We start from the raw sequence: 21303 nt of genomic DNA, 5'->3' as shown, positions 1-21303 counted from the left end.
GAGCGAGGGTCCACGCCCGAGCGGTTCGCCTCAGGAGCAATTATTTTCTCTTTAAACTTAAAGTAATCGTAAACTTTGCAACTGGCTCATCACCTGAAACATCAGGACAAGTTGCAATAATATCTAGTGGTAGATTGTGACGCTCTTCACTTGCTAATACTTTTTCAACAAAAGCATCAATTTCTTTTCCCTGAGAACAAGTAAAGACCGTATCCCCTTCTGCTCTTTTTAAGAACTCTGCATGGAACTCTTTGAAAGCAAGTGACACTCTCTTTCCCTTATCCATCGTCTTCTTCATTGCTGCAAAACCGCCAGCAAGGTCTGCCCCACAAGCAAGGGCACCAAAGTACATACTATTTAAATGATTCTTAGAGCGACGAGAAAGAGGAATCTTGATAGCTGTAACTTCATCACTAAGCTCAAGTACTGTTGGTCTTAGCCAAAAAATCATTGGTACTTTTGTTAAACCAAAGAGTCTAACAAATGCAGTATTTCTTAAACCTTCAGGTAATTTATCTAAAACCTTTTTCATTACTTATTTCCTTTTAATTCAAGTGTTCTCTGATAAGCACGCTCTATTGCACGATTAAACATCTCCTCCATTCCCGATTCTTTAAAAGATTCAAGGGCCTCATAAGTCACACCATTTTTTGATGTGACATTATTGCGAAGAGTTTGCGCATCATTGTTTTGTGAAAGCATTCGACCAGCACCTTCTATTGTACCCGCAATCATTCTATGTGCAAGCTCGCCGTCAATTCCACGTGCCTTCATATCCTCAATTAAGATACGTGCAATTTCAAAGAAGTATGCAGGGCCAGAGCCAGAAAAAGGAGTAATCGTATCGATATCGTCTTCATTGTCGAAAACGGTGTTAATCCCACTTGAGTTAAAGGCCTGCCAGAAAGCATTCCACTTATCTTGATGAACACTCTTTGACTTATAAAGTGCATTTACCCCAAGACCTACTTGAGCAGGAGTATTTGGCATAATTCGAATAATTTGATCAGATAACAAATTTTCAGTTAGGGCCTGAGAATCACTTCCCGCTAGGAGTGAGACAATCGTTAGATACGGATGTGTTAAGAAGTCAATTTCAAGGGCCACTTGCTTAAGTTGTTGAGGCTTAAAACAGGCCCAAAGATAATCAATATGAGTATTTCGTAACTCCTCTAGGTCTTTTATCCAAGTAGCACCAAAATCCAGTGCAAAGCTCTTTGCCTTATCACCACTTGGTGTAAAAACAAGGAATTCACAATCATCAGAATTCTCGATGAAACCAGGGATTAGAGCGCGGGCCATATTACCCGCTCCTAAAATTAAGTGACGATACTTCATTACGAGTCTAACTCCATCGGTGCACCATGCCTCATGATATTTACAGCGTAGCTTCTTTCACATGAGAATAGATGGAAAAGATCAAAATATGATCCATTAACATAATCCTCAAGTGGTGAAATAAAAGATGTCATAACAAATTGACCATTTTTTTCACCAACAGCAGAGTTAAACTCTTTAATTGATTCAAGATCACCGTCACAAATAACAACATCAAAATTTTCATTTAGAAGAGTGTGCATCTTTTCCTTGCTAACGTGATAACAATCAATATTCTTTTTAGAGAAACGATTCTTCTTAAGAATATCTATTAGATAATTCCACCAACGATAAGCTTCAGCATTTGAACAAAGAATTGTTACACCTGTTCCAGTTGTTAAAGACATAAGAACAGCAAAGAATGTTTGCATATTAATTTCTTCATTTAAACTCAAATAAAGTGCACGGTCTTTATTACAATCAAATACAGAGTAATTGATTTGTCCTGGAATATAACGGTTATCGCGTCCCTTATTTAAGAAATCAAGATAGTCAACTTCAAGCCATTTCTTAAGATCTTTAAGAGCATGTCTCTGTTCTCCAAACGTCCCAGGAAATAATGGACCAAAATTACTAATGATTTCGTCTAGTGCTGAAAGCATTTTTTCACGTCTAACAAAATGGTCAGAAGAAGAGCTACGAGATACAACTGGTTCGTAATCACTTCCGTTATCAAAAGTAGAAGTCTTAAGTTCTTCAGAGTTACTTCTTACAAAAAGACTTCTTAGGTAATCAACACCACCGGCCTTTGGCCCTGTCCCCGACATCTTGAAACCACCAAAAGGCTCAATAGCAACGCGAGCACCTGTAATAGGTCTATTAATATAGTTATTTCCGATAAGCATTCGCTTTGTTAGGAAATCAATATCATCTTGTGATTGAGAGAAAACACCACCTGTTAGGCCATACTCAACACTATTAAAGATATTTAACGCGTCTTCGTAATCATCGTATGCAACGACATGGATAACTGGAGCAAATAACTCACGAGAAGCAAAACTATCTTTTTCTAAAGCACGTGACTTTGGAAGTTCGATAATTGTTGGGCCTACACAGTAACCTGGAAGATTTTCTTCTGAGCGGTTAACGTGGACAACTCCACCGTATTTATTTGCCTCTTCACTTGCTTCTTTAACTTGAGCAATGAGACGATCTTTTTCTTCTTGGCTCACTAGTGGATTAATGAAACTTGCAAAGTCCGTTGCTGGCCCAACGTAAATATCGTTAGCAGCTTGCTTAAGGCGAGCAACTAATTTGTCTTTTACTTCTTTATGAACAAGAACACGTGAAGCTGCAGAACATTTCTGACCAGCGTGCGCAAAGGCAGAATAAAGAATACCTGATACTGTCTCATCGAGCTCAGCATTATTTGTTACAATAACAGCGTTCTTACCACCCATTTCAGTGATAACACGAACTGGATAGCTCTTGCCTGTGTTGCGATTCTCATAAAGTCTTTTTGCACAAGTCTTTGCAATATGAACACCTACAGGTTTTGAACCAGTAAAGATAACACCTGCAATACGCTTATCCTCAATTAGTTTCTGACCAACAGTCTCACCAACTCCAGGAAGATGAATTAGGGCATCTTTAGGAACACCCGCTTCATGAAATAGTGCCACAAGCTCACAAGTGATAAGAGGAGTTTGCTCTGCTGGTTTTAAGATAACAGTTGATCCAGTTAGCAAGGCCGAAGCTGTCATCCCACACGGAATTGCTAGAGGGAAGTTCCATGGAGCAATAATGGCAAATGGGCCACGGGCCTTAAACTCTTCATTATCTCCTACTTCAGCTAGCCTTCTAATATAGAAGTTTAAGAAGTCGATTGCTTCATCAACGTCAGCTAATGCTTCACCGATGGCCTTACCTGATTCGTGCATAATTAGTGCAGAATAGTAATTGCGACGCAGATACATCATCTCTGCAGCTCTTGCCATGACGGCCGCTCTTTCTTGCCAAGAGGCCTTTGACCACTCACCTTCGTAGAAAGAATTATCAATTGTATCGATTGCTCTTTCAGTATCGTCTAAATTGGCGAAAGTAATTTTACCAACGACACTCTTTCCATCAGATGGAGAAAGAACAGATTCAGACTCTCCACTTAGAGCAAAGTCTGTTGCATAGTCTTTACCTAGTTCAAACTTTTCAAATTCACTTCTAAAATACTTCAGTTCTTTTTCAAGGTAAGTTTTTAGAGGTGGACAGTTACTAAATTGCCCATGAACCTGAGTTAGAGTTGAGTCTAAGTTTAGAAGACCTTCATTCTGGTGCTTTTTAAAGATATCATTTGGCGCCATAAGCTTTGCATTCTTCTTATGACTTCTCATGATTGTTAAAACTCCTACTTGTGAAGAGTTTTCCATAATACGACGAACAAGGTAGGCCATCCCTACGATAAGTGAACCAATTGGAACATAATTTCTTACGGCCCATCCCATCTTTGCCATAGCTGTCGAAAGTGCTTCATAAGTCATGTGAAGACATTGGTGCTCAATTTCATCAATTTCTTTAAACTTAATTTCTCTTAAAGCTTCAGCGTATGAGTGATCCGCAAAGTTGTGAGAAGCAATACAAAGCTTGATATGTGGGAAAGCTTTGTAAATCTCATAAATCATCTGTCTAAAATTAATATCTGTTTCTTCTTTGTTTAAGAACTCTGGAGCATTATGTCCATGGGCCTCGGCCTCTACAGTTTCAGCATCCCAGTATGCACCCTTAACAAGGCGGATTGGCATAATCATGCCACGCTCTTTTGCAAGCTCAACAACGTCTTGAAGATGGTCATAACAATCACGAAGATACGCTTGAACAACAATCCCTGTATCTGCATAATCTTTAAGCTCTTCAGTCTCAAGGAGAGCTTTCTTATAAATTTCAAAAACGATATCACGATAGTGATAATGTTCAGCATCGATATTAATAAATACCTGTTGCTCTTTAGCCGTCTTTAAAATTTTAATAAGCCTTGGGGCAACTAAGTTATAAGTGTAATCAAAAGCTTCAGGTTTGAAGTCTGAGCAAAGGGCAGAAACCTTAATTGAAACGTGTGCTCTTAAGATACCTGCTTTATTGCGACTACCTGGAGTAATGTGCATGCTAAAACCATTAACAAGATTTAAAACCTCATTCATATAGTTATCAGCTTCTGATTCAGAAACAACTAACTCTCCGAGTTGGTCTAGAGTTACATCTCTTCCCGTATTAAAGATTGCTGCAAAATTCTTTTGTGCGCTTTCAATTGTTTCACCAGCAATAAATCTCTTTGCCATAAAGCGAACTTTGAAACGTACAATATTGGCCAGCGCCTTGGCCGGAAAAATGCGAACGGCCAGAAGAACAAAATAAAATAGAACCACTAACTGTGGAGGAAGAGGTTGGCGATCCCCCTTCAAGTCTAATCTTTTTGCTTTTTTAGAATCAAGAATAAGTCTTCTCAGAGACTCTCTTAGAATTCGCTTTACCTCTTTTCCTTCTTTATCATGATCTAGAGAAGGAAGAATTGCTAAGAACTTAAGCAGGTGAATTCTAAGAAGTGCATAATTTGCAGTAAGACCAAGAGCGAAGTCAGAAATCTTTTCAAAGAAAACGGGTTTGTAATCATTAAGAAAAGAAAGAAGCTTCTTAGTGATCGTATCTGACATTTCAGAAACAGGCTTATCTTCAATTTCACTTAGTTTAGTTAGTCCATAACGGTGAGTTATAATATTACTTACACCTGGAAAATCAGCAATTTTAACACTCATCACTTTTGTAACGTGTGCTTTAAACTTTTTATACTCCTCACTCTCTTCACCAACAAAGTTATCGAGTAAAAATATCTCATTTGCTAATTTAATATTACATAGACGAAGTACTTTTTCGTCCTTATCAATTCCCAATAAGAATTGAACTCCTTTAAGACCAATTTGAAACTTGAATGAAGAATCAAACTCTGTCCAAAATAGTAAATCTTTCTTAATCGATTCTTTGATTTGTTGGCCATCCAGTATAAGAGGCCCAAAATGATCATAATAGTCTAAGCGAAATGTATCATTTAATTGTGTGCTTTTAACCACAGGTAGCTTCACATTAACTCCAAATTAAAGTGTGTTTCTTAACGAAAAGTTGATTTCTTTTGTCATTTAATTATCAGCGGGTATAATAAACTAAAGTAAAGGTTTAAAAAACAAAATTCACACATTTAACCCATAGCAATAAATTACTAAAAATTACTTTTGAAATGACCTTAAATTTGGGAAAATAAATATATGAATGAAGAGATCTTATTTATCGATGACGATGAGAATATTGCTGAGCTCTTTGCTCTTACCCTAAGCCAAGGTGGCCATGAAACTTTAGCACTAAGCGGCGAAGTTGACGTAGAGCACTACTTTGAAAATATTAGCGACAATCTTAAAATCGTCATTGCAGACAAGAATATGCCAGTAATTAATGGTGCAGAAGTTGTGCGTCGTTTTGAAAGCAGTCCGAAGGCCGGTACTTTAAAGTATATTATCATCTCTGGTGATGAAGAACTGGATAATGACGAGCTTCAAGGTAAGGTTCACTTCATTAAAAAGCCCTTTAAAAAAGAAACTCTATTCTCAGTAATCGAGGACATTATTTAAATGCGCAATTTGATTTGTTTATTAATCACACTTCTTTCTGTAAAGGTATCTGCCGTCACTTATACGATGGATGACCTACGTGTGCTTTATAAAGACAAGTCTCACCGTGAATACATGAAGCACTTCTTAGACGTAAGGCCGTCTCAAAGAGATTTTGAGTGGAAGAAGATGACACGTGAAATGGCAACTTCTTACGTTGAAGACTTAATAACAAAGAATGAAGTTAATAGTACTCAGTTCAAAATTATTACTAAATATATCGAGAATAAAAACTTAAAGGCCTATGCCTTTTTCACTCTGGCCTATTCAAAGTATGCCAGACTTTATTTTCAAAAGTGTAATGACTGCCAAAAGGATTTAGATACATATATATCTCACTCTGCACGTTATCCTGATATTGATTTTGATATCTATAAAACACTCTCAAACTCTTTACAGAGTAAATACGATAACCTCGTTAAGGCACCCTTAAAAAGTAACGATTCAATTTATTACTGTCGAGAGGAGCAAGGTCAAAAGGCATTCTTACAAATTATTGTTAAAGAGATTTCACGAACAGATACAAAGGCTTCAATTATTGAGAAGGCAAAGGATATCTTTAATCCGGACTGCTTGAATGGATTCGCAAAGAGTGATTTAGAATCTCTACTTAAACCTAGTGACTACAATAGTGAAATCATATTTCTTACATTCAATGCATTCGACAAAATTGATGAGCAGCTAAAATCTGTTTTTCTAACAAACTATCTTCTAACAAATCCAATTCCTGGCCCGGTGATGAATATGGCCTGGAACAAAATGGAAGAGCTATCGGCCAATTACGACAGCAGAAAGAAGGTTTTAACAGATCTTCTAAAATACCACCCCCTAAGAGGTGAAATTTTTCATCGCAGAAATGGGAAGGCCAGCACCAAAACGAAAGTTATCATCAAGAGATTCGCAAAGAATTTTCCAGAGTACATTGAAAACTATGCTCAGATCTGCCTCAGTTTTTACGACGGTAAAAAGAAATTTCCTCGTGGAAATCCTGCTAGATACTGTGATGACTTCATGAATGAGGACGTTGCAGGCCAGTGGCTAAGCGATGAAGTCCGACTTCAATACTCTGGTGCGAAGAAAATCAAGTAGTTATATCCAGTATATTCTACAACTCGCCGCACAAAGGCTTGCCTGATAAGGCCAATTATGGGAGGATGCCCATATCAACAAATAATATTAGGGAATTAGGGAAATGAAAAAAACAATACTAGCACTACTACTTGCATTGCCGATATTTGCAAATACTGGTGAGCAAGACCAACAACCTGCTCCTCAGCCATGCCTTGAGTTAACTCAAGAAAAGCTTATTGGGCTAGAGAGTAAGCCAGGAAATGAACTAGTGTTTATCTCTAATAAATGTTCATATGCAGACTTCTCAAAAGAGCTAAAAGAGAAGCTACAAAGTGCTATTGTTGGTGATAGTGAAACTAGACTTCAACTTCTTTTAAAAGACGAAAAAATCAATATCATCATGGACACACTTGCCACAGATCATGTTGGTTCAACTCGTTTCTCATATGAAGACACAAAGAAGATCGAAGATTTCTATTCTTCGACAAAAGCTGACTCATTAAAGCAGTCTGGAAATCTAGAATCTTTTAGAGAAGAACAATCTGACGACTTTTACTTAGTGTTATTTTTTAATGCCGAAAAAGATCGCCTAATTGTTATCTACAAGAGACTTACAGAGGCACCAGTTAAGCCAGGGCCGACTGAACCTTCTGAACCAAATGATGGTTCATCAGATGATCTTCCTTCTGAAGAAGTTCAATAAATCAAAAGGCCCTTGAAGTCATTTTCAAGGGCGCAAAATTTCATAATATAAATTTAAATAGAATTATAGAATTAAAAATTTCTTGGCATAGAGACTTGCGGCCAAGTCTGCATTATTACGATTTCGATTTTCAACTCGGTAGCCGATAAAGACACGCTTTCCAGCTTGAAAGCGATAAGCTGGAGTAAGCCTTACAAACTTATCCATATCACCTTTGTAGACAATAAATTCTTCACCAGGCTTTAGATCCTTGGCATTGATAAGAAGTGATCCGAGATCGATACTCTCAGCACCCCAAGAAACCTTGATCTTTTTAACCTCACCTTTTTCACTTGCAATACTTCTACCCTTTTCATCTTTCTCATAGGCAAGGCCATTGAACATTTTTGAAATCTCAGATGCATCAGGGTGATTTGTAATCGAAGCCGGCAGAGTTGCTCCAGAACTTTGAAGATTATTTAAATCAATATTAGGCGCTGAACGTCCAGTGATATCAACAACTGTTGCTTTTGCTTCAGGTTGTGTAAAAGTAGAACTACCTGTTGAAGAAGTTCCTGCGCCACCTGTTGCAAAGTTTGATCCACCACCAGATCCGGCACTTGCAACATTTGCGATCGGATAATTAGCTGCTCCGTTTGTACCTCTTCCTCTTCTATTTCTTTCAATTGGCTCTAGAGTTTCAGCATCATAACGTTGGTACTTATCTTGATTTTCACGCGCTATCTTTTCTCTCTCTCTTTTTAGTCTTTTCTTTTGTGCTTCTAGAGCACTTGCAAGAGAGCTCCCCGCTTCTCTTAACGCCTTAACTGAAGCAACGATATCTTTTGTTGCCTTTGAAGCATTATTAGACTTTCCACGACGTCCAAAAGTTAGAGCACGATTTTGACTCGGCCCTATGGGCTGAGTTGAGCTATTCATGGCCGCCTGTTGTTCAGGTACGGCATCCATCATTTGTTGTTGAATTTGTTGCACTGACTGCTCTTGTGGAGCAGCTGTAGGTTGAGCAGGAGCTGGTTTTGACTTGTCATTAGAGGCAAGACTTGTTGACACAGCTTCAGATTTTTCCGTTGCAAAGAATTGAGAAACTAGTGAGTCTTGTTGATTCACAGATGCCTGATTTCTTCCCGTTTTTACAATTTGAACGATATTATTGTAATCATCGTCATCAAGATTTTTCTTAAAATACGCTAGATCATCGTCATTGATTTTACCTTCAATAACATCATTGGAAACTTGGTTTCCAATAATTTCTTTTAAAAAAGTTATTTCCTCATTATTAACATTTTCACTAGCGATCAATCTTTTAAGGGCCACAATCGCTTTTTGAGTATCAACTTGGCAGCCTCTAACAGAGTATGGTGCTTCATCAATACAGACTTCTTTACATAAAGGAGACACTTCTTCGTCTTTCTTCTCATATGCTAAGAATAGATTTGATAATGTATTATTATCGGTATTGATATCTTTTATTGGACGATCTTTTATTTTACAAAAGTAATTAAAAGAATCGACATTTTCTAATGTTGGTAAATCGAAATCAAAATTATCATATTCAACACCAGTTAATTATTCATTTTGACATAGGCCAATAACTTGGCTCGTAAACTGTTCACACGATTTATCTAGTTCGGCCTGAACACTTGCTGTATTACCTTCAATTGAGCTCTTTCGAACAAAAGTAGACGAACATGAATTTGAGCGGAAGTGATCAATTGTTTTCTTTCCGCCACCTGAGTTTGTATTAAAGATTTCTAAATAATCTGCAAACATTTCTTGTGAAAAATTTGTTCCCTCATATTCAGGAAACATTTCACTAATCATTTGCGCATCACAATTATTGACTAAGGTGTCATGAAGTTTACAATTAAGAGTAAGATCTGGATTATCATTTACCGCGATAGTTTCAGCAAGATCAAAAATAATACTTTTTAAAGCTTTCCCATTTTTTTGGCGAAACATCTTACGACTAACATCAAAGTCAGTGTCTTGATTTTTTGAAATACATTCACAATACGAATCAGAGTTTAATTCTAATCCAATTGAGCTCTTACAAGACTCACCTACCTTTGCCTTCACTCCGCCAATGCTTTGTGAAATTTCCTCAATAGTGCTTGATTTAAAAATTGCGACAATTCCACTTCTACACTCACTGTGAGCATTAAGAGTAAATAAGAATATTAAAAGAATTCTAAATATTTTCAATGTCTAAATCACCTTATTGATATCGGCATATTTGGTTCTTCTTTCTTTATCTGATTAAGTGATTTAACTGGATATAATTGATAGCGAGAAGACTTTAGTCTTTTCATTGCAGCTATATATTCATTCGAAGACTCAGATTTATTTTTATAATTCTTCTCTAAATATTCATAAACATGATACATTGGCCCCTCAAAAACTCGACCTTCTCTTTCAATTCGAATAAATGCATTTGGATCAAGCCCACCATATGGAGACTTCATAATATTTCCCATCGCATGACCAACATTTCCACCTTTAATCATATAGGCGAAGAAGTTCTCACGAAATGGCCAACAGTTCATAGATAAAACGTATCTAAAAAAGAAATCTTTATGATCACCATCTTTATAAGTCTTATCAATATGTTTCATAACTGAACGATACGATGGATCGATTTCGTTCGGAACTGCATAGGCATCGCAAACCGTTCGTTTATCAGGCTTTAAAATTTCATCGATATTATCAGGGAATATAGGATAATTAGGATTTGCTCCATGACTTCTTACATTTTGTAATTCGACAATTTGTTCAATATTATTCGTATTTTTAGAATCAAGAGTATTTGGAATAGCATTCTCTAAACAATCAGGTGTTGCCTCACTTGCAGAGTCCTTTCCACTTGCAGCAAATATACTTAACTGCGTTGAAAGTGCTAAAATAGAAAATAAAATCAACTTCCTCATAAACTAATCCTTTGTGAACTAATCGGAAGCAAAATATTTGACTTTAGGGTTTAGTTCACAAAATCTTGCATAATTTCAATAACTTACTTGAGTGAACCTATTCACTAAGTAGTTGAAAACACGTCATTATTAGAGATAACGCCTCAGCTATTATTATAAATGAACTAGAAATTAAGAACAAAGAGGGGGCCTAAGCACTTGATTGCTCATAAATTGGGCCCCAATAAAATTTGGCAACTCGATTAGCTTCTACGGCATTGGTAATGTTATTGGCATATCAGGTTCTTCCTTTTTAATTTGCTCTAGAGATTTTTTCGGAAACTTTGCAATATACCTAGGATGTTTAAGTCGTTTCACAATTGGCAGATATTCAATTTTAAAGCGCTCAGATTTTGAATAATTTTTTAGAAGATGATCATAGACAATATACATTGGCCCTTCAAACATCTTCCCCTCACGCCAAATACGTATAAAAGTATTTGGATCAGCTCCACCAAATAATGGATGCATCATATCACCAAACAAGAGTCCGATACCTGCCCTAGTATTAGCTTCATTACCAGACGTAAAGTAATCAAACATATTTTTAGAATAGTGCCAGCAAGGTAGAACTAAAAGATACTTAAAGAAGAAATCAGTATCATCACCATCTTTATATTTCTTTGTAATATTGTCACGAATGTCTTGAAAAAATGGATCCGTAGGATTGGCCTTAGCATAGAAATCGCAAACAGTTCTTAAGTCAGGACTTAAAATCTCTTTTATATTTTTAGGTAGCTTTGGATAGTTATAATCATAATTGATAATAGGCCCAATCGATTGAGAATTTGATGAGGCAAGCTTTCGTACATTCTTAACATTTAGAGCATCAAGTGTTTCGAAACTTCCACCTAAGCATTCAATTGAATTTGGACTTTCAGCTTGAATGATTGCGCAATTAAGCGCAAGAAATAGATAGATAAAATTTCGCATGATATGTCCCCTCTTTGTACTATCTATACTTATCGGGTGTTATGCCTATGGCCAAAGAGGAAATTCACAAAATCAAATAAAATCAATTGCCTAGAAAGCTTAGAGATTTGTGAAAAAATCCAAAGTCTCAGGATTTGCCACGGCCTGAACATTATCAAGAGCACGGCCATTGATAAGACGACTTACGGCCATCTCCATCTTCTTTCCAGAGCGAGTATATGGAATTCCCTTTACTTGGATTACACGTCTTGGCATATGCCTCGGTGTTGTATTTTCACGTATGCGAGTTTTGATAAATTTACAATCTTCCTTAGTAAGTTCATGGCCATCTTTCGTTACGACAAAGAGCCATACCTCAACATCACCGTCGACATTCTTTCCAACACAAACTGAATCTTCAATAAAGTCAATCGTCTCCGTTTGACGGTAAATCTCAGCAGTACCAATACGGACACCACCTGGATTAAGAGTCGCATCAGAGCGGCCAAGAACCATCGCACCACCACCCTCTGTGATCTTAATAAAGTCACCGTGATGCCACACTCCCTTAAACTCCGAGAAGTATGCTTTGTTGATACGCTGACCATCATCATCGTTTAGGAAGTAGATTGGGCGTGAAGGAAAACTTTGTAGACAAACTAACTCACCTTCTTCACCAGCAGGGACTTCCTTTCCGCGACTATCAAAACAAGTAACATCCATTCCTAGACCAGCACATTGTAGCTCCCCTCTAAAGACAGGAAGGATTGGGTTTCCTAAGAAGAAACAACCTATAATATCTGTACCACCAGAAATACTTGAAAGTTGAATGTCTTTTTTAAACTTCGTATAAACATAATCGAATTGTTCAGGAAGAAGTGGTGCACCTGTAGAAAGAATCGTTTCAAGAGATGACATATCATATTGTGAAAGATCAATTCCAGTATCTTCAAGGGCCTTTAAGAATTTTGGGCTTGTTCCAAAAATATTTAGCTGCTCTTTTTCAATAATTGAAATAAAATCACCAAAAGTTGGATATCCCGGCGAGCCTTCATAAAGAACAACAGTAGATCCAAAGTAAAGAGAAGAAACAAGCCAGTTCCACATCATCCAACCACAAGTGGTGAAGAAGAAAATTGATTTGTCTTCCTTAAGATCCGAGTGAAGGCCAAGCTCCTTAATATGATTAACGAGAGTTCCTCCGACACTATGAACGATACACTTAGGCTTACCTGTAGTTCCAGAAGAGTACATAATATAGAGAGGGTCGGAAAAGTCACACTCAGTATACTCTATCTCTTCTTCAATTGGTCTAACCACATCAGACCAGCTAACGCCTTTGTGTATTGAGCTTGCATCAAGGCCTTTCCCCTTGAAGTCAACAACGATTACTTTTTCAATTGAGTCGACAGCTTTAACAACAGCATTAATCTTATCTGTTAAGTCAAAATACTTTCCACCATATTCGTAACCATTAACAGTAACAAGAACTTTTGGTTTTGATTGTCCGAAGCGGTCAATCACACCTTCAACACCAAAGTCACATGAAGTCGATGTAAAAACACCACCCAGTGAAGTCGTCGCAAGCATTGAAACAACAGTTTCTGCAATATTTGGCATATAGCAGGCCAAGACATCACCTTTTGCAATATGTGGTTTAATCACATCTTGCAAACCCGCCACTTTATTTTTTAAACCTTTATAAGAAGTTTTTTGAGTTTGGCCGCTTTCTCTCACGCTACTTAAAGCAATTGAAATATCACGGCCATTTTTTAAAAGATTTTTAGCGAAGTTAAGTTTAACTTTTGGAAACCAACCGTAACTTTCAAAACTCAAATCAGTACATACTGGTTCGAGATCTCCCGTATAGTCGATATCAAAAAACTTAACGAGTTCTTTCCAAAAACTCTTTGGGTTTTCGACAGAATATTTGTGAAGTGAGTAATAAGACTTACAGTCCAAGCCTTGGGACTTATTAATTTGTCTAATAAACTCCATCATATTTGATGATTGGATACGTTCACTACTTGGCGTATATAAAATCTTATTCACTTCTTAAAACCTCAAAAAGTTTTTAAATAAACTAAACTAGTCCCTTAAGGATTTCAGCACTCTCTGCTTCAACTTTTGCGTGTAGAGAATTACCGTGAGCATCCATTGTTACAACAACAGGAAACTCTTCTACTGTTAATTCCCAAATCGCTTCAGGAGAACCAAGGTCACGCCAGTAAACATTGTCTACTGATTTGATTTTTTCAGCTAAAACCTGTGCTGCTCCACCAATACCATGGAAGTATACACATCCGTACTCGCGACAACCGTCAAGAGTCTTCTGCCCCATTCCACCTTTACCGATAACACCAAGGATTCCGTGGTCACGCATTACTTCCCACTGGTATGGTTCCTCACGGATTGAAGTCGTTGGCCCTGCGGCCTTAACTTCATATGTACCATCTTTGTTTTCTAGTACAACTGGACCACAGTGATAGATAATTTGGTTATTTAAATCTACTGGTGGTTTTGTTCCTTCGTGAAGACGTTTGTGAACAGCATCGCGTCCAGTAAACATCTTTCCTGATATTAAAACCATATCTCCAACTTTAAGTTCTCTAATTTGTTCTTTTGTAAATGGATAGTCTAAACGTTTCATGTTCTAACCTCTTCCTAGTATAACCATTTATTGATTGTATTATTTGCTTTAAGCGAAACGCCCTGTCTTCTAAATGCCCAGCACATATAAGAAACTGAAACAAAGAATGAAGCAGGAAGACGGTTAAGGTCTGTTACTTTACATCCTAGAAGAGTTGTTTTTCCACCAAATCCCATTGGCCCAATACCAAGTTTATTTGCTGTTTCAACGATGTCTGCTTCAAGTGCAGCAAGCTCAGGCTTAGAGTTTTTATCATCTAGCTTTCTTAGGAATTGATCCTTAGCGGCCACATGTCCAGTTCCTCTATCACCACCGATACATACACCTAGAACACCTGGTCCACATCCCTTACCTTGTGCTTTTTGAACACAATCAAGGATTGCTTTTCTTACACCATCAAGATCACGGCCTGCATTTAATTCAGTATTTGGAAGTGAGTATTGTGCACCAACGTTCTCACAACCCCCACCTTTAAGCATAAGCTTAACGTCAAGATTCTTTGACTTGTGTTGCTCAAACTTAATTACTGGGTGTCCACCACCAACATTCATACAATCGTTCTTACCAGTTAGTGAATCAACTGAGTTTTGTCTTAGGTATCCAATCTTAGTTGCTTCAAGAACGGCTTTTTCACATACCTTTCTGAATGCATCCTGATCAAAGTCTCTTGGATGGTAAACCTTGAATACAATTGTTCCAGTATCTTGGCATAGTGGCTGAGATTTTTGCTCTGCCATTTTGATATTTGCTTGAATGATATTCATTGCATATTCGGCCGTAGTATTCTTTTCTTCTCTATGAAGAGCATCAAGAACAACACGTTGAATGTCGTCAGGAAGAACAGTTGAAGTAACTCTAATCAGTTCAAGTAGTGAGTTAAAAAGGTCCTTTGTTGGGTTTGCTTTTTTTGCTACTTTCTTAGCTGCTTTCTTAGTCGCTTTCTTTGCTACTTTCTTAGTTGCTTTTTTTGCTACTTTCTTAGTTGCTTTCTTTGCTACTTTCTTAGCTGCTTTTTTCTTTGCTACTTTCTTAGTTGCTTTCTTTGCTACTTTCTTAGTTGCTTTCTTTGCGACTTTCTTAGTTGTTTTCTTTGCTACTTTCTTAGTTGCTTTCTTTGCTACTTTCTTAGTTGCTTTCTTTGCTACTTTCTTAGCTGCTTTTTTCTTTGCTACTTTCTTAGTTGCTTTCTTTGCTACTTTCTTAGTTGCTTTTTTCTTTGCTACTTTCTTAGTTGCTTTCTTTGCTACTTTCTTAGTTGCTTTTTTAGCAACTTTCTTCTTTGCTACTTTCTTCTTGGCCATGGCCATCTCCTTAATCTATATAGAAAAAATTTCCAAAATCATGTGCATATTTTTGAGTAATCATTCCATAACCTGGATAGTTTACTTCATCTAACTTAAACTTCTTCCCAAAGCCTTTAACTCCCCAAGAATTCTTAAAGTAATAAACACCCTTATATTCGAATTCCTGCCAAGAGCCATCTTCCATCTGCATTCTAGTCTTCACAACAACATCATCGTCATAACCAACAAGAATCATCGAATGGCCCCCGCCTTTTTCTCCCGAAATTCGACGATCACGTGTTCCAACTTCAGGATAGCCAACAATGCCTGCATACCATTTGCTCTTATCACGTTCTTGAATCTCAAGAGTCTGAGTCTTTTTTGCATTCCAAGACCCATAGTACAACTTAGTTCCTAGAATAACTGACTTTCCTTGACTTAACCATTTCTTAATTTTGGATAAGTCTTTCGACATGTAAGACTTCTTTCTTGAATAAAGATCATCCACTAAAGTGTCTCTTAAATAAATTGCCTCTTTTCTAATTGGAATAAAATCAGGATCAATTTGAGCAATATCATAATCAGTCATTTCAAATAAACGAGGATCACGCTGCCCAAGTAAACAAGACTGTAGATACTTTGGAAGCTCTACTAAATGGCCACAAGTTTGTTTGGCCATAGTGATTTCAGGATAGTCATCTTCAAGAGATGGCCATTTCTTGCGAGAGTAAGGCCAAGTTTTTTCGTAAACAACTCCCCAATCAAGAATGGCACGCATATTTTTAGATGTTGTTGAACCTTCCCAACTCTTATCCTTCATTATGAGATATTCCATCCACTGCTCAGACAAATCGAGCTCAACCGGTAGAACCCCATGCTTACGAATTAGTAAGTGCTCAACAATTCCAATTGCACTAAACATAGTGCATGTACCACGGGAGCCTTGAGACTTAACAGAAGTCTGTTGGCCAATTAATGCATGGATATCACTTCGCGATGGAAGCTCAGATGCTTGGGTGTATAGTGCACCAAGTAGAATTATTAAATTCAATAAAATCGATCTAAGGTGTGTTGTGTTCATGTATGAAATTCTGACTCTTTAGCTCGGCTTTATCAAGATGCAATGCAAGGTTCCTGGATACTTTTCGGGGTGCGTGGCATGAAGTAATTATGCTAAGCATCCCGAAAAGTATCCAGGAACCCATACCAACAAACAGATTGCCTAATCGCCTTTCTAAAGGCACATTATACGCATGATTTCATTGGCAGGATTAAACGACAAACAACGCGCGGCGGCTGAGACCATCGAAGGCCCAGTACTGATTTTAGCAGGTGCTGGAAGTGGTAAAACACGTACAATCACCTACCGAATTGCGCATATGGTTGATAACCTGCATATTCCTGGAAAACAGATTTTGGCCGTTTCATTTACAAATAAGGCCGCAAAGGAAATGAAAGAAAGAGTTCACGGCCTGCTTGGAAAGAATAAATCTAAAGGAATGACTTTAGCGACTTTTCACTCACTAGGACTGAAAATTCTTAAGAAAGAAATTACTCATTTGGGTTACCATAAGAACTTCTCGATCTACGACCAAACAGATCAAATGAGTATCATACGTGAAGGTCTTAGACTTTATCACGATAACAAGGGCTCATTTAAGAAAGAAGTTATTCAGTCTAAGATTGGAAAGCTTAAAAACGAAGGGATTAAGCCTGAGGACTTTGCTGATTCGCCATTCTTTGATGGAGAAGATCCTTATGATCACGCAGTTAATTTTCTCTACGAATTTTATCAAGAGAAGCTTAAATTTTATAATGCCATCGACTTTGATGATATTCTTCTTCTAACAGTTAGGCTCTTTGATGAGAATCCCGAAATCGCTTTAGAGTATTCAAATGGATTTAAGTACATCATGGTAGATGAGTACCAAGATACAAATCCACTTCAATTTAGACTTATTCGCCACTTAACTTGTGCCCACGATAATCTGTGTGTTGTTGGTGACGATGATCAAGCAATCTATTCGTTTCGAGGTGCCGATATTTCAAATATCATTGGCTTTGAAAGAGATTACTCTCGTGCAAAAGTTATCAAGCTAGAGCAGAATTATCGCTCAATCTCACCGATTCTAAAACTTGCTAACGCTGTTATTCAAGAAAATACAGATCGTCGAGACAAGACACTGTGGTCAGATAAACCAAGTGATCACAGGCCTATCCTTTGGGAGCTTGAAGATACTGAACATGAGGCGGAAATCATTGTTGAAGATATTATCTCTCACCAATCTAAAGGTGGGCATTTAGGTGACATCGCAATTCTTTACCGTTCAAATACTCAAGCAGCACCAATTGAAGAGCAGCTAAGACTTTCTCAGGTACCCTATACAATTATCGGTGGCCAAAAATTTTACGAGAAAAAAGAAGTAAAAGATATCATGGCCTATCTTTCGGTCATTAAAAATCCTGCCGATCAAATGGCGCTTCGAAGAATTCTAAATGTTCCGAATCGTGGAATCGGAATGAAGACTTTAGAGAAATTTCTAGAAGAAAGTGAGGCCCATCAGATCGATCTGTTTAGTGCAATGAAAAATGCACCTGAACTTGCGGGTACACGAGCGGATAAGATTACAACATTTATTAATTTTATTGAAAGTGCAAAAGAGTATTTTGGAAGACTACCTCTTAGTCAGGCAATCACAAGTCTTACGGATGATCTAAAGTATTTTGAATATATCGACAAATGCTATGACCAAGTTAAGCAGGCTTCACGTAAAAAAGACGATATTCACTTCTTCATTGAATCAGCGGCGCGTTTTACAGAGAATTTTAAGGAACAAGCTACCCTAGATAAATTCATGGAAAAGCTTATGCTTCAAGATTCTCAGGATACAAAAGATGAAGACGAAGATGATGATGTAAGAAAGAATGAAGTTACGATGATGACTCTTCACTCATCAAAGGGGCTTGAGTTTAAACAAGTTTATATGGTTGGAGTCGAAGAAGAAATCCTTCCGCACAAGAAAACAATTGTTAATGGCGAAGGAGACGCAGAAGAGCGTAGACTTTGTTATGTAGGGATTACTCGCGCTCAAGAAAAGCTTATCATGACAGTGTGTAAGCAAAGAAAAATATACGGCAATATGCTAACACGCCATCACTCACGCTTTCTATGCACAGATGATGCAAAAAAATACTTTGTTAAACAAGACCGTCAAAACTTCGGTCACCTTGAAACTCAAGAAGAAGTCGACGCCTATAAGAAAGATTTCTTTTCAGGACTTATGAATCTTCTAGATTAAAATCAATGATAACAGTATTGGAAGAGTAACCTGGGATAAGGCTAAGTAGTGTTTCAAAAAATCCCTGTTTAATCGTCACACGCATCTTACTTACCTGGCGACAATCATAACTTCTTTGCTTAAAAATATCTCTAATTCTACGCTCTTCAATACCAAAGCCAGAAATATTTTTTGAAACACGATAATCAAGCTTATCGTCTGCTTTTGCCCAAATACCATTTGGAGAAGCACAAAATTGACTATTGAGCTTAACTCCACTTGATGCACAAGAAGTAATGAACAGTATAAAAGGGAGAATGACAAATCTAGTAAACTTCATACTCATTCTCTCCAATATCAGTGGCCGCCTTAACTTCAATTTGCTTTTTGGAAAAAAGGCCAAAACTTAAAAATTTTATAAATTGATCAAGTGGAGATTCAATCTCTTGAATTTCAACACGTGAAACATACTCACTTCGACGACGAAAGAAATCATTACCTAGTTTTATATGATGCTGTTTCGGAAGTGATCCATAAAACATATTTTGAATTTCGTGATTTGCTTTTAACGTAATGGCCTCTCGATTTGCATGTTTTGAAATATGCAAAAGCCTCTCACCATCTCCACTATAGAGGGTGCTAGAGCAAGACGAAAGAAAGAAGGCAAAAAGGCCCATTACGATTATATTAATATTAATTTCCCTTGAAGTCTGGGTTTCTCTTCTCTTTTAGAGCTGAAAGTCCCTCAAAGTGATCATTCGTTCTTTGCGCAATTCCTTGGTATGCACTCATTAAATTGAGATGAGACTCAAGATCATCGTGCGCAGCACGCTTCATTGCTGTCTTTGTCAATTGTACTGCAACTGGAGCATTAGCAGCTATTTCATTTGCAAAAGCAGATACAGCAAGCTCAAGGTCCTCACCTGTTACGATATTATTAACAAGGCCCATTTGCATGGCCTCTTTAGCAGTATAAATACGGCCCGTTAAGTACATCTCCATTGCTTTTGTGTAACCAACTTTTCGAGTTAAAAAGAATGGCCCACCATCTCCAGGAACGAGAGAGAGCTTACAGAAAGTCTCACCAAATTTCGCATCATCGCTTGCGACGGCAAGATCACACATCGCTACAAGATCACATCCAGCTCCAATTGCACCACCGTGAACCATTGCTATAATTGGTTTTTGAAGTCTTTCGATAACTCGAGGAATATTTTGAATTCCACGAGAGTAACGATTTCTTAGCTCAAAAGATTCACCTGCAAACATTCCTTTGCGAGCAATCATTGCTTTAATATCACCACCGGCACAGAAGTTGTCGCCTTCGCCTCTAAGAACGATCACGCGAATATCTGGATCACCATCAGCGAATGTTAAAACTTCAGTAAGAGAAGCAATCATTTTATTAGTGATAGCATTTGCCATCTTAGTATTATCAAGACTTACCCAAAGGGTTGCGTCTTTCTTTTCAATTTTTAAGTGTTCAAATTCGTAGCCGTAAATAGACATTACTTCCTTCCTTTATAAGCTTGAAAAAACTTAGACGGTGCAGTGTGACCGATTTTAGAAATAATAAAAGAGCTAGCATCATGGAGTTTATCCATATCCACGCCTGTATCAAAACCAAGTTTATGTAAGAGATTAACAACGTCATCTGTTGCCACATTCCCACTTGCACCTTTTGCATATGGACAACCGCCAAGACCTGCTGCAGATGAATCAAAAACCTCAATCCCCTCTTCTAAAGAAGCGTAGATATTAGCGAGGGCCATCCCCTCTGTATCGTGAAAGTGCATTGCCATCTGTTTTAAACCAAAGTGATCTTTAATTAGTTTTGTAATTCTTCGCACTTGGTTAGGGTTAGCGACACCAATAGTATCCCCTAATGATATTTCGTAACACCCTAGATCTAATAATCTTTGGATTCCATCAACGATTGATTTATCTTTTATTTCTTTTTCATAAGGGCAACCAAAAACTGTTGAAAGATAACCTCTAACTTTCATTCCTTCATCAAGAGCGGCCTTTGCCACTTCAATCTGTCTTGCATGGGCCTCTTCAATAGTTGCATTGATATTCTTCTGGTTGAAAGTATTCGATGTTGCAGTAAACATACTAATCTCTTTCACCCCAAGACTCTTTGCAAGCTCTAGTCCCTTTAAGTTGGGTACTAAACAAGGAGTTGCAATCCCCTTATCTTCAGTGATTTTTAATACCTGAGGATACAGCTCTGCTGCATCCTGCATTTGAGGAATCTTATCAGGACGAACAAAGCTTGTTACTTCAATTGTTGAAAGTCCTGTCTCACTTAAAAGCTTGATAAACTCGAGCTTATCTTCTGTAGCGACAAAACTTTTTTCATTTTGTAATCCGTCGCGAGGTCCAACTTCAACAATCTTAATTTTTTTAGTCATAGTTAA

General features: G+C 37.5%; 17 protein-coding genes and 1 pseudogene. 4 read left to right on the top strand and 14 right to left on the bottom strand.

Annotated features, from left to right (window positions below; translation table 11 throughout):
• Positions 1-40: 40 nt before the first annotated feature.
• The 3 genes from C0Z22_RS03355 to C0Z22_RS03345 are packed head-to-tail and all read right to left on the bottom strand — an operon-like array spanning position 41 to position 5444.
• Entirely contained in the window at positions 41-532 is a 492-nt protein-coding gene (locus tag C0Z22_RS03355) for a PaaI family thioesterase (RefSeq protein WP_103216920.1), read from the bottom strand.
• Complete coding sequence (locus C0Z22_RS03350; RefSeq protein ID WP_103216919.1) at positions 532-1338, bottom strand: pyrroline-5-carboxylate reductase; 807 nt, start codon at positions 1336-1338, stop codon at positions 532-534. The genes C0Z22_RS03355 and C0Z22_RS03350 overlap by 1 nt, the downstream gene beginning before the upstream one ends.
• Entirely contained in the window at positions 1338-5444 is a 4107-nt protein-coding gene (locus tag C0Z22_RS03345) for a proline dehydrogenase family protein (protein ID WP_103216918.1), read from the bottom strand. Before C0Z22_RS03345 ends, C0Z22_RS03350 begins: the two co-directional genes overlap by 1 nt.
• A gap of 180 nt (positions 5445-5624) precedes the next feature.
• Between C0Z22_RS03345 and C0Z22_RS03340 the strand changes: the two genes are divergently transcribed.
• The 3 genes from C0Z22_RS03340 to C0Z22_RS03330 all read left to right on the top strand — a co-directional run bounded on the left by C0Z22_RS03340 (position 5625) and on the right by C0Z22_RS03330 (position 7797).
• Entirely contained in the window at positions 5625-5984 is a 360-nt protein-coding gene (locus tag C0Z22_RS03340) for a response regulator (RefSeq protein ID WP_103216917.1), read from the top strand.
• Positions 5985-7112, top strand: coding sequence for a hypothetical protein (locus tag C0Z22_RS03335; RefSeq protein ID WP_103216916.1), 1128 nt, complete (start codon positions 5985-5987; stop codon positions 7110-7112). It begins immediately after the preceding gene.
• A 103-nt stretch (positions 7113-7215) separates the two neighbouring features.
• Entirely contained in the window at positions 7216-7797 is a 582-nt protein-coding gene (locus C0Z22_RS03330) for a hypothetical protein (protein ID WP_103216915.1), read from the top strand.
• 63 nt (positions 7798-7860) lie between these two features.
• On the opposite strand, the gene C0Z22_RS03325 is transcribed toward C0Z22_RS03330, so the two are convergent.
• From C0Z22_RS03325 to C0Z22_RS03295, 7 genes and pseudogenes are all read right to left on the bottom strand, one after another.
• Positions 7861-9195, bottom strand: a complete 1335-nt coding sequence (locus C0Z22_RS03325) for a hypothetical protein (protein WP_103216914.1) — start codon at positions 9193-9195, stop codon at positions 7861-7863.
• A 168-nt stretch (positions 9196-9363) separates the two neighbouring features.
• Positions 9364-9999: a hypothetical protein gene (locus C0Z22_RS03320; protein ID WP_103216913.1), complete on the bottom strand. Its 636-nt coding sequence runs from the start codon at positions 9997-9999 to the stop codon at positions 9364-9366.
• An 8-nt stretch (positions 10000-10007) separates the two neighbouring features.
• Positions 10008-10721 carry a hypothetical protein gene (locus tag C0Z22_RS03315; RefSeq protein WP_103216912.1) on the bottom strand — a complete coding sequence of 238 codons (714 nt, stop codon included), beginning with the start codon at positions 10719-10721 and terminating at the stop codon, positions 10008-10010.
• Between the two features lie 249 nt (positions 10722-10970).
• Complete coding sequence (locus tag C0Z22_RS03310; RefSeq protein WP_103216911.1) at positions 10971-11693, bottom strand: hypothetical protein; 723 nt, start codon at positions 11691-11693, stop codon at positions 10971-10973.
• Positions 11694-11792: 99 nt separating this feature from the next.
• A complete protein-coding gene (locus tag C0Z22_RS03305) occupies positions 11793-13724 on the bottom strand; it encodes an acetoacetate--CoA ligase (RefSeq protein ID WP_199177509.1) in 1932 nt (643 codons plus the stop codon).
• A 31-nt stretch (positions 13725-13755) separates the two neighbouring features.
• Positions 13756-15185 (bottom strand): annotated as a pseudogene (locus C0Z22_RS16360) (FumA C-terminus/TtdB family hydratase beta subunit).
• Between the two features lie 448 nt (positions 15186-15633).
• A complete protein-coding gene (locus C0Z22_RS03295) occupies positions 15634-16686 on the bottom strand; it encodes a C1 family peptidase (protein ID WP_103216910.1) in 1053 nt (350 codons plus the stop codon).
• Between the two features lie 172 nt (positions 16687-16858).
• Between C0Z22_RS03295 and C0Z22_RS03290 the strand changes: the two genes are divergently transcribed.
• The gene (locus tag C0Z22_RS03290) at positions 16859-18904 is read left to right on the top strand and encodes an ATP-dependent helicase (RefSeq protein ID WP_103216909.1); all 2046 of its coding nucleotides are present in this window, start codon (positions 16859-16861) and stop codon (positions 18902-18904) included.
• On the opposite strand, the gene C0Z22_RS03285 is transcribed toward C0Z22_RS03290, so the two are convergent.
• From C0Z22_RS03285 to C0Z22_RS03270, 4 genes are all read right to left on the bottom strand, one after another.
• A complete protein-coding gene (locus C0Z22_RS03285; protein WP_103216908.1) occupies positions 18885-19223 on the bottom strand; it encodes a hypothetical protein in 339 nt (112 codons plus the stop codon). The two genes, C0Z22_RS03290 and C0Z22_RS03285, sit on opposite strands and share 20 nt — an antisense overlap.
• A complete protein-coding gene (locus C0Z22_RS03280; RefSeq protein WP_146037772.1) occupies positions 19210-19491 on the bottom strand; it encodes a hypothetical protein in 282 nt (93 codons plus the stop codon). The genes C0Z22_RS03285 and C0Z22_RS03280 overlap by 14 nt, the downstream gene beginning before the upstream one ends.
• Positions 19492-19576: 85 nt before the next feature.
• Complete coding sequence (locus C0Z22_RS03275) at positions 19577-20392, bottom strand: enoyl-CoA hydratase-related protein (RefSeq protein WP_103216906.1); 816 nt, start codon at positions 20390-20392, stop codon at positions 19577-19579.
• Positions 20392-21297: a hydroxymethylglutaryl-CoA lyase gene (locus C0Z22_RS03270; RefSeq protein WP_103216905.1), complete on the bottom strand. Its 906-nt coding sequence runs from the start codon at positions 21295-21297 to the stop codon at positions 20392-20394. Before C0Z22_RS03270 ends, C0Z22_RS03275 begins: the two co-directional genes overlap by 1 nt.
• Between the last annotated feature and the right edge of the window lie 6 nt (positions 21298-21303).

It is taken from the genome of Halobacteriovorax sp. DA5 (assembly GCF_002903145.1).
In the GTDB taxonomy this organism is placed as follows: domain Bacteria; phylum Bdellovibrionota; class Bacteriovoracia; order Bacteriovoracales; family Bacteriovoracaceae; genus Halobacteriovorax_A.
The sequence above is the reverse complement of the archived record's forward strand: the minus strand, read 5'-3'. Positions and strand labels throughout refer to the sequence as shown.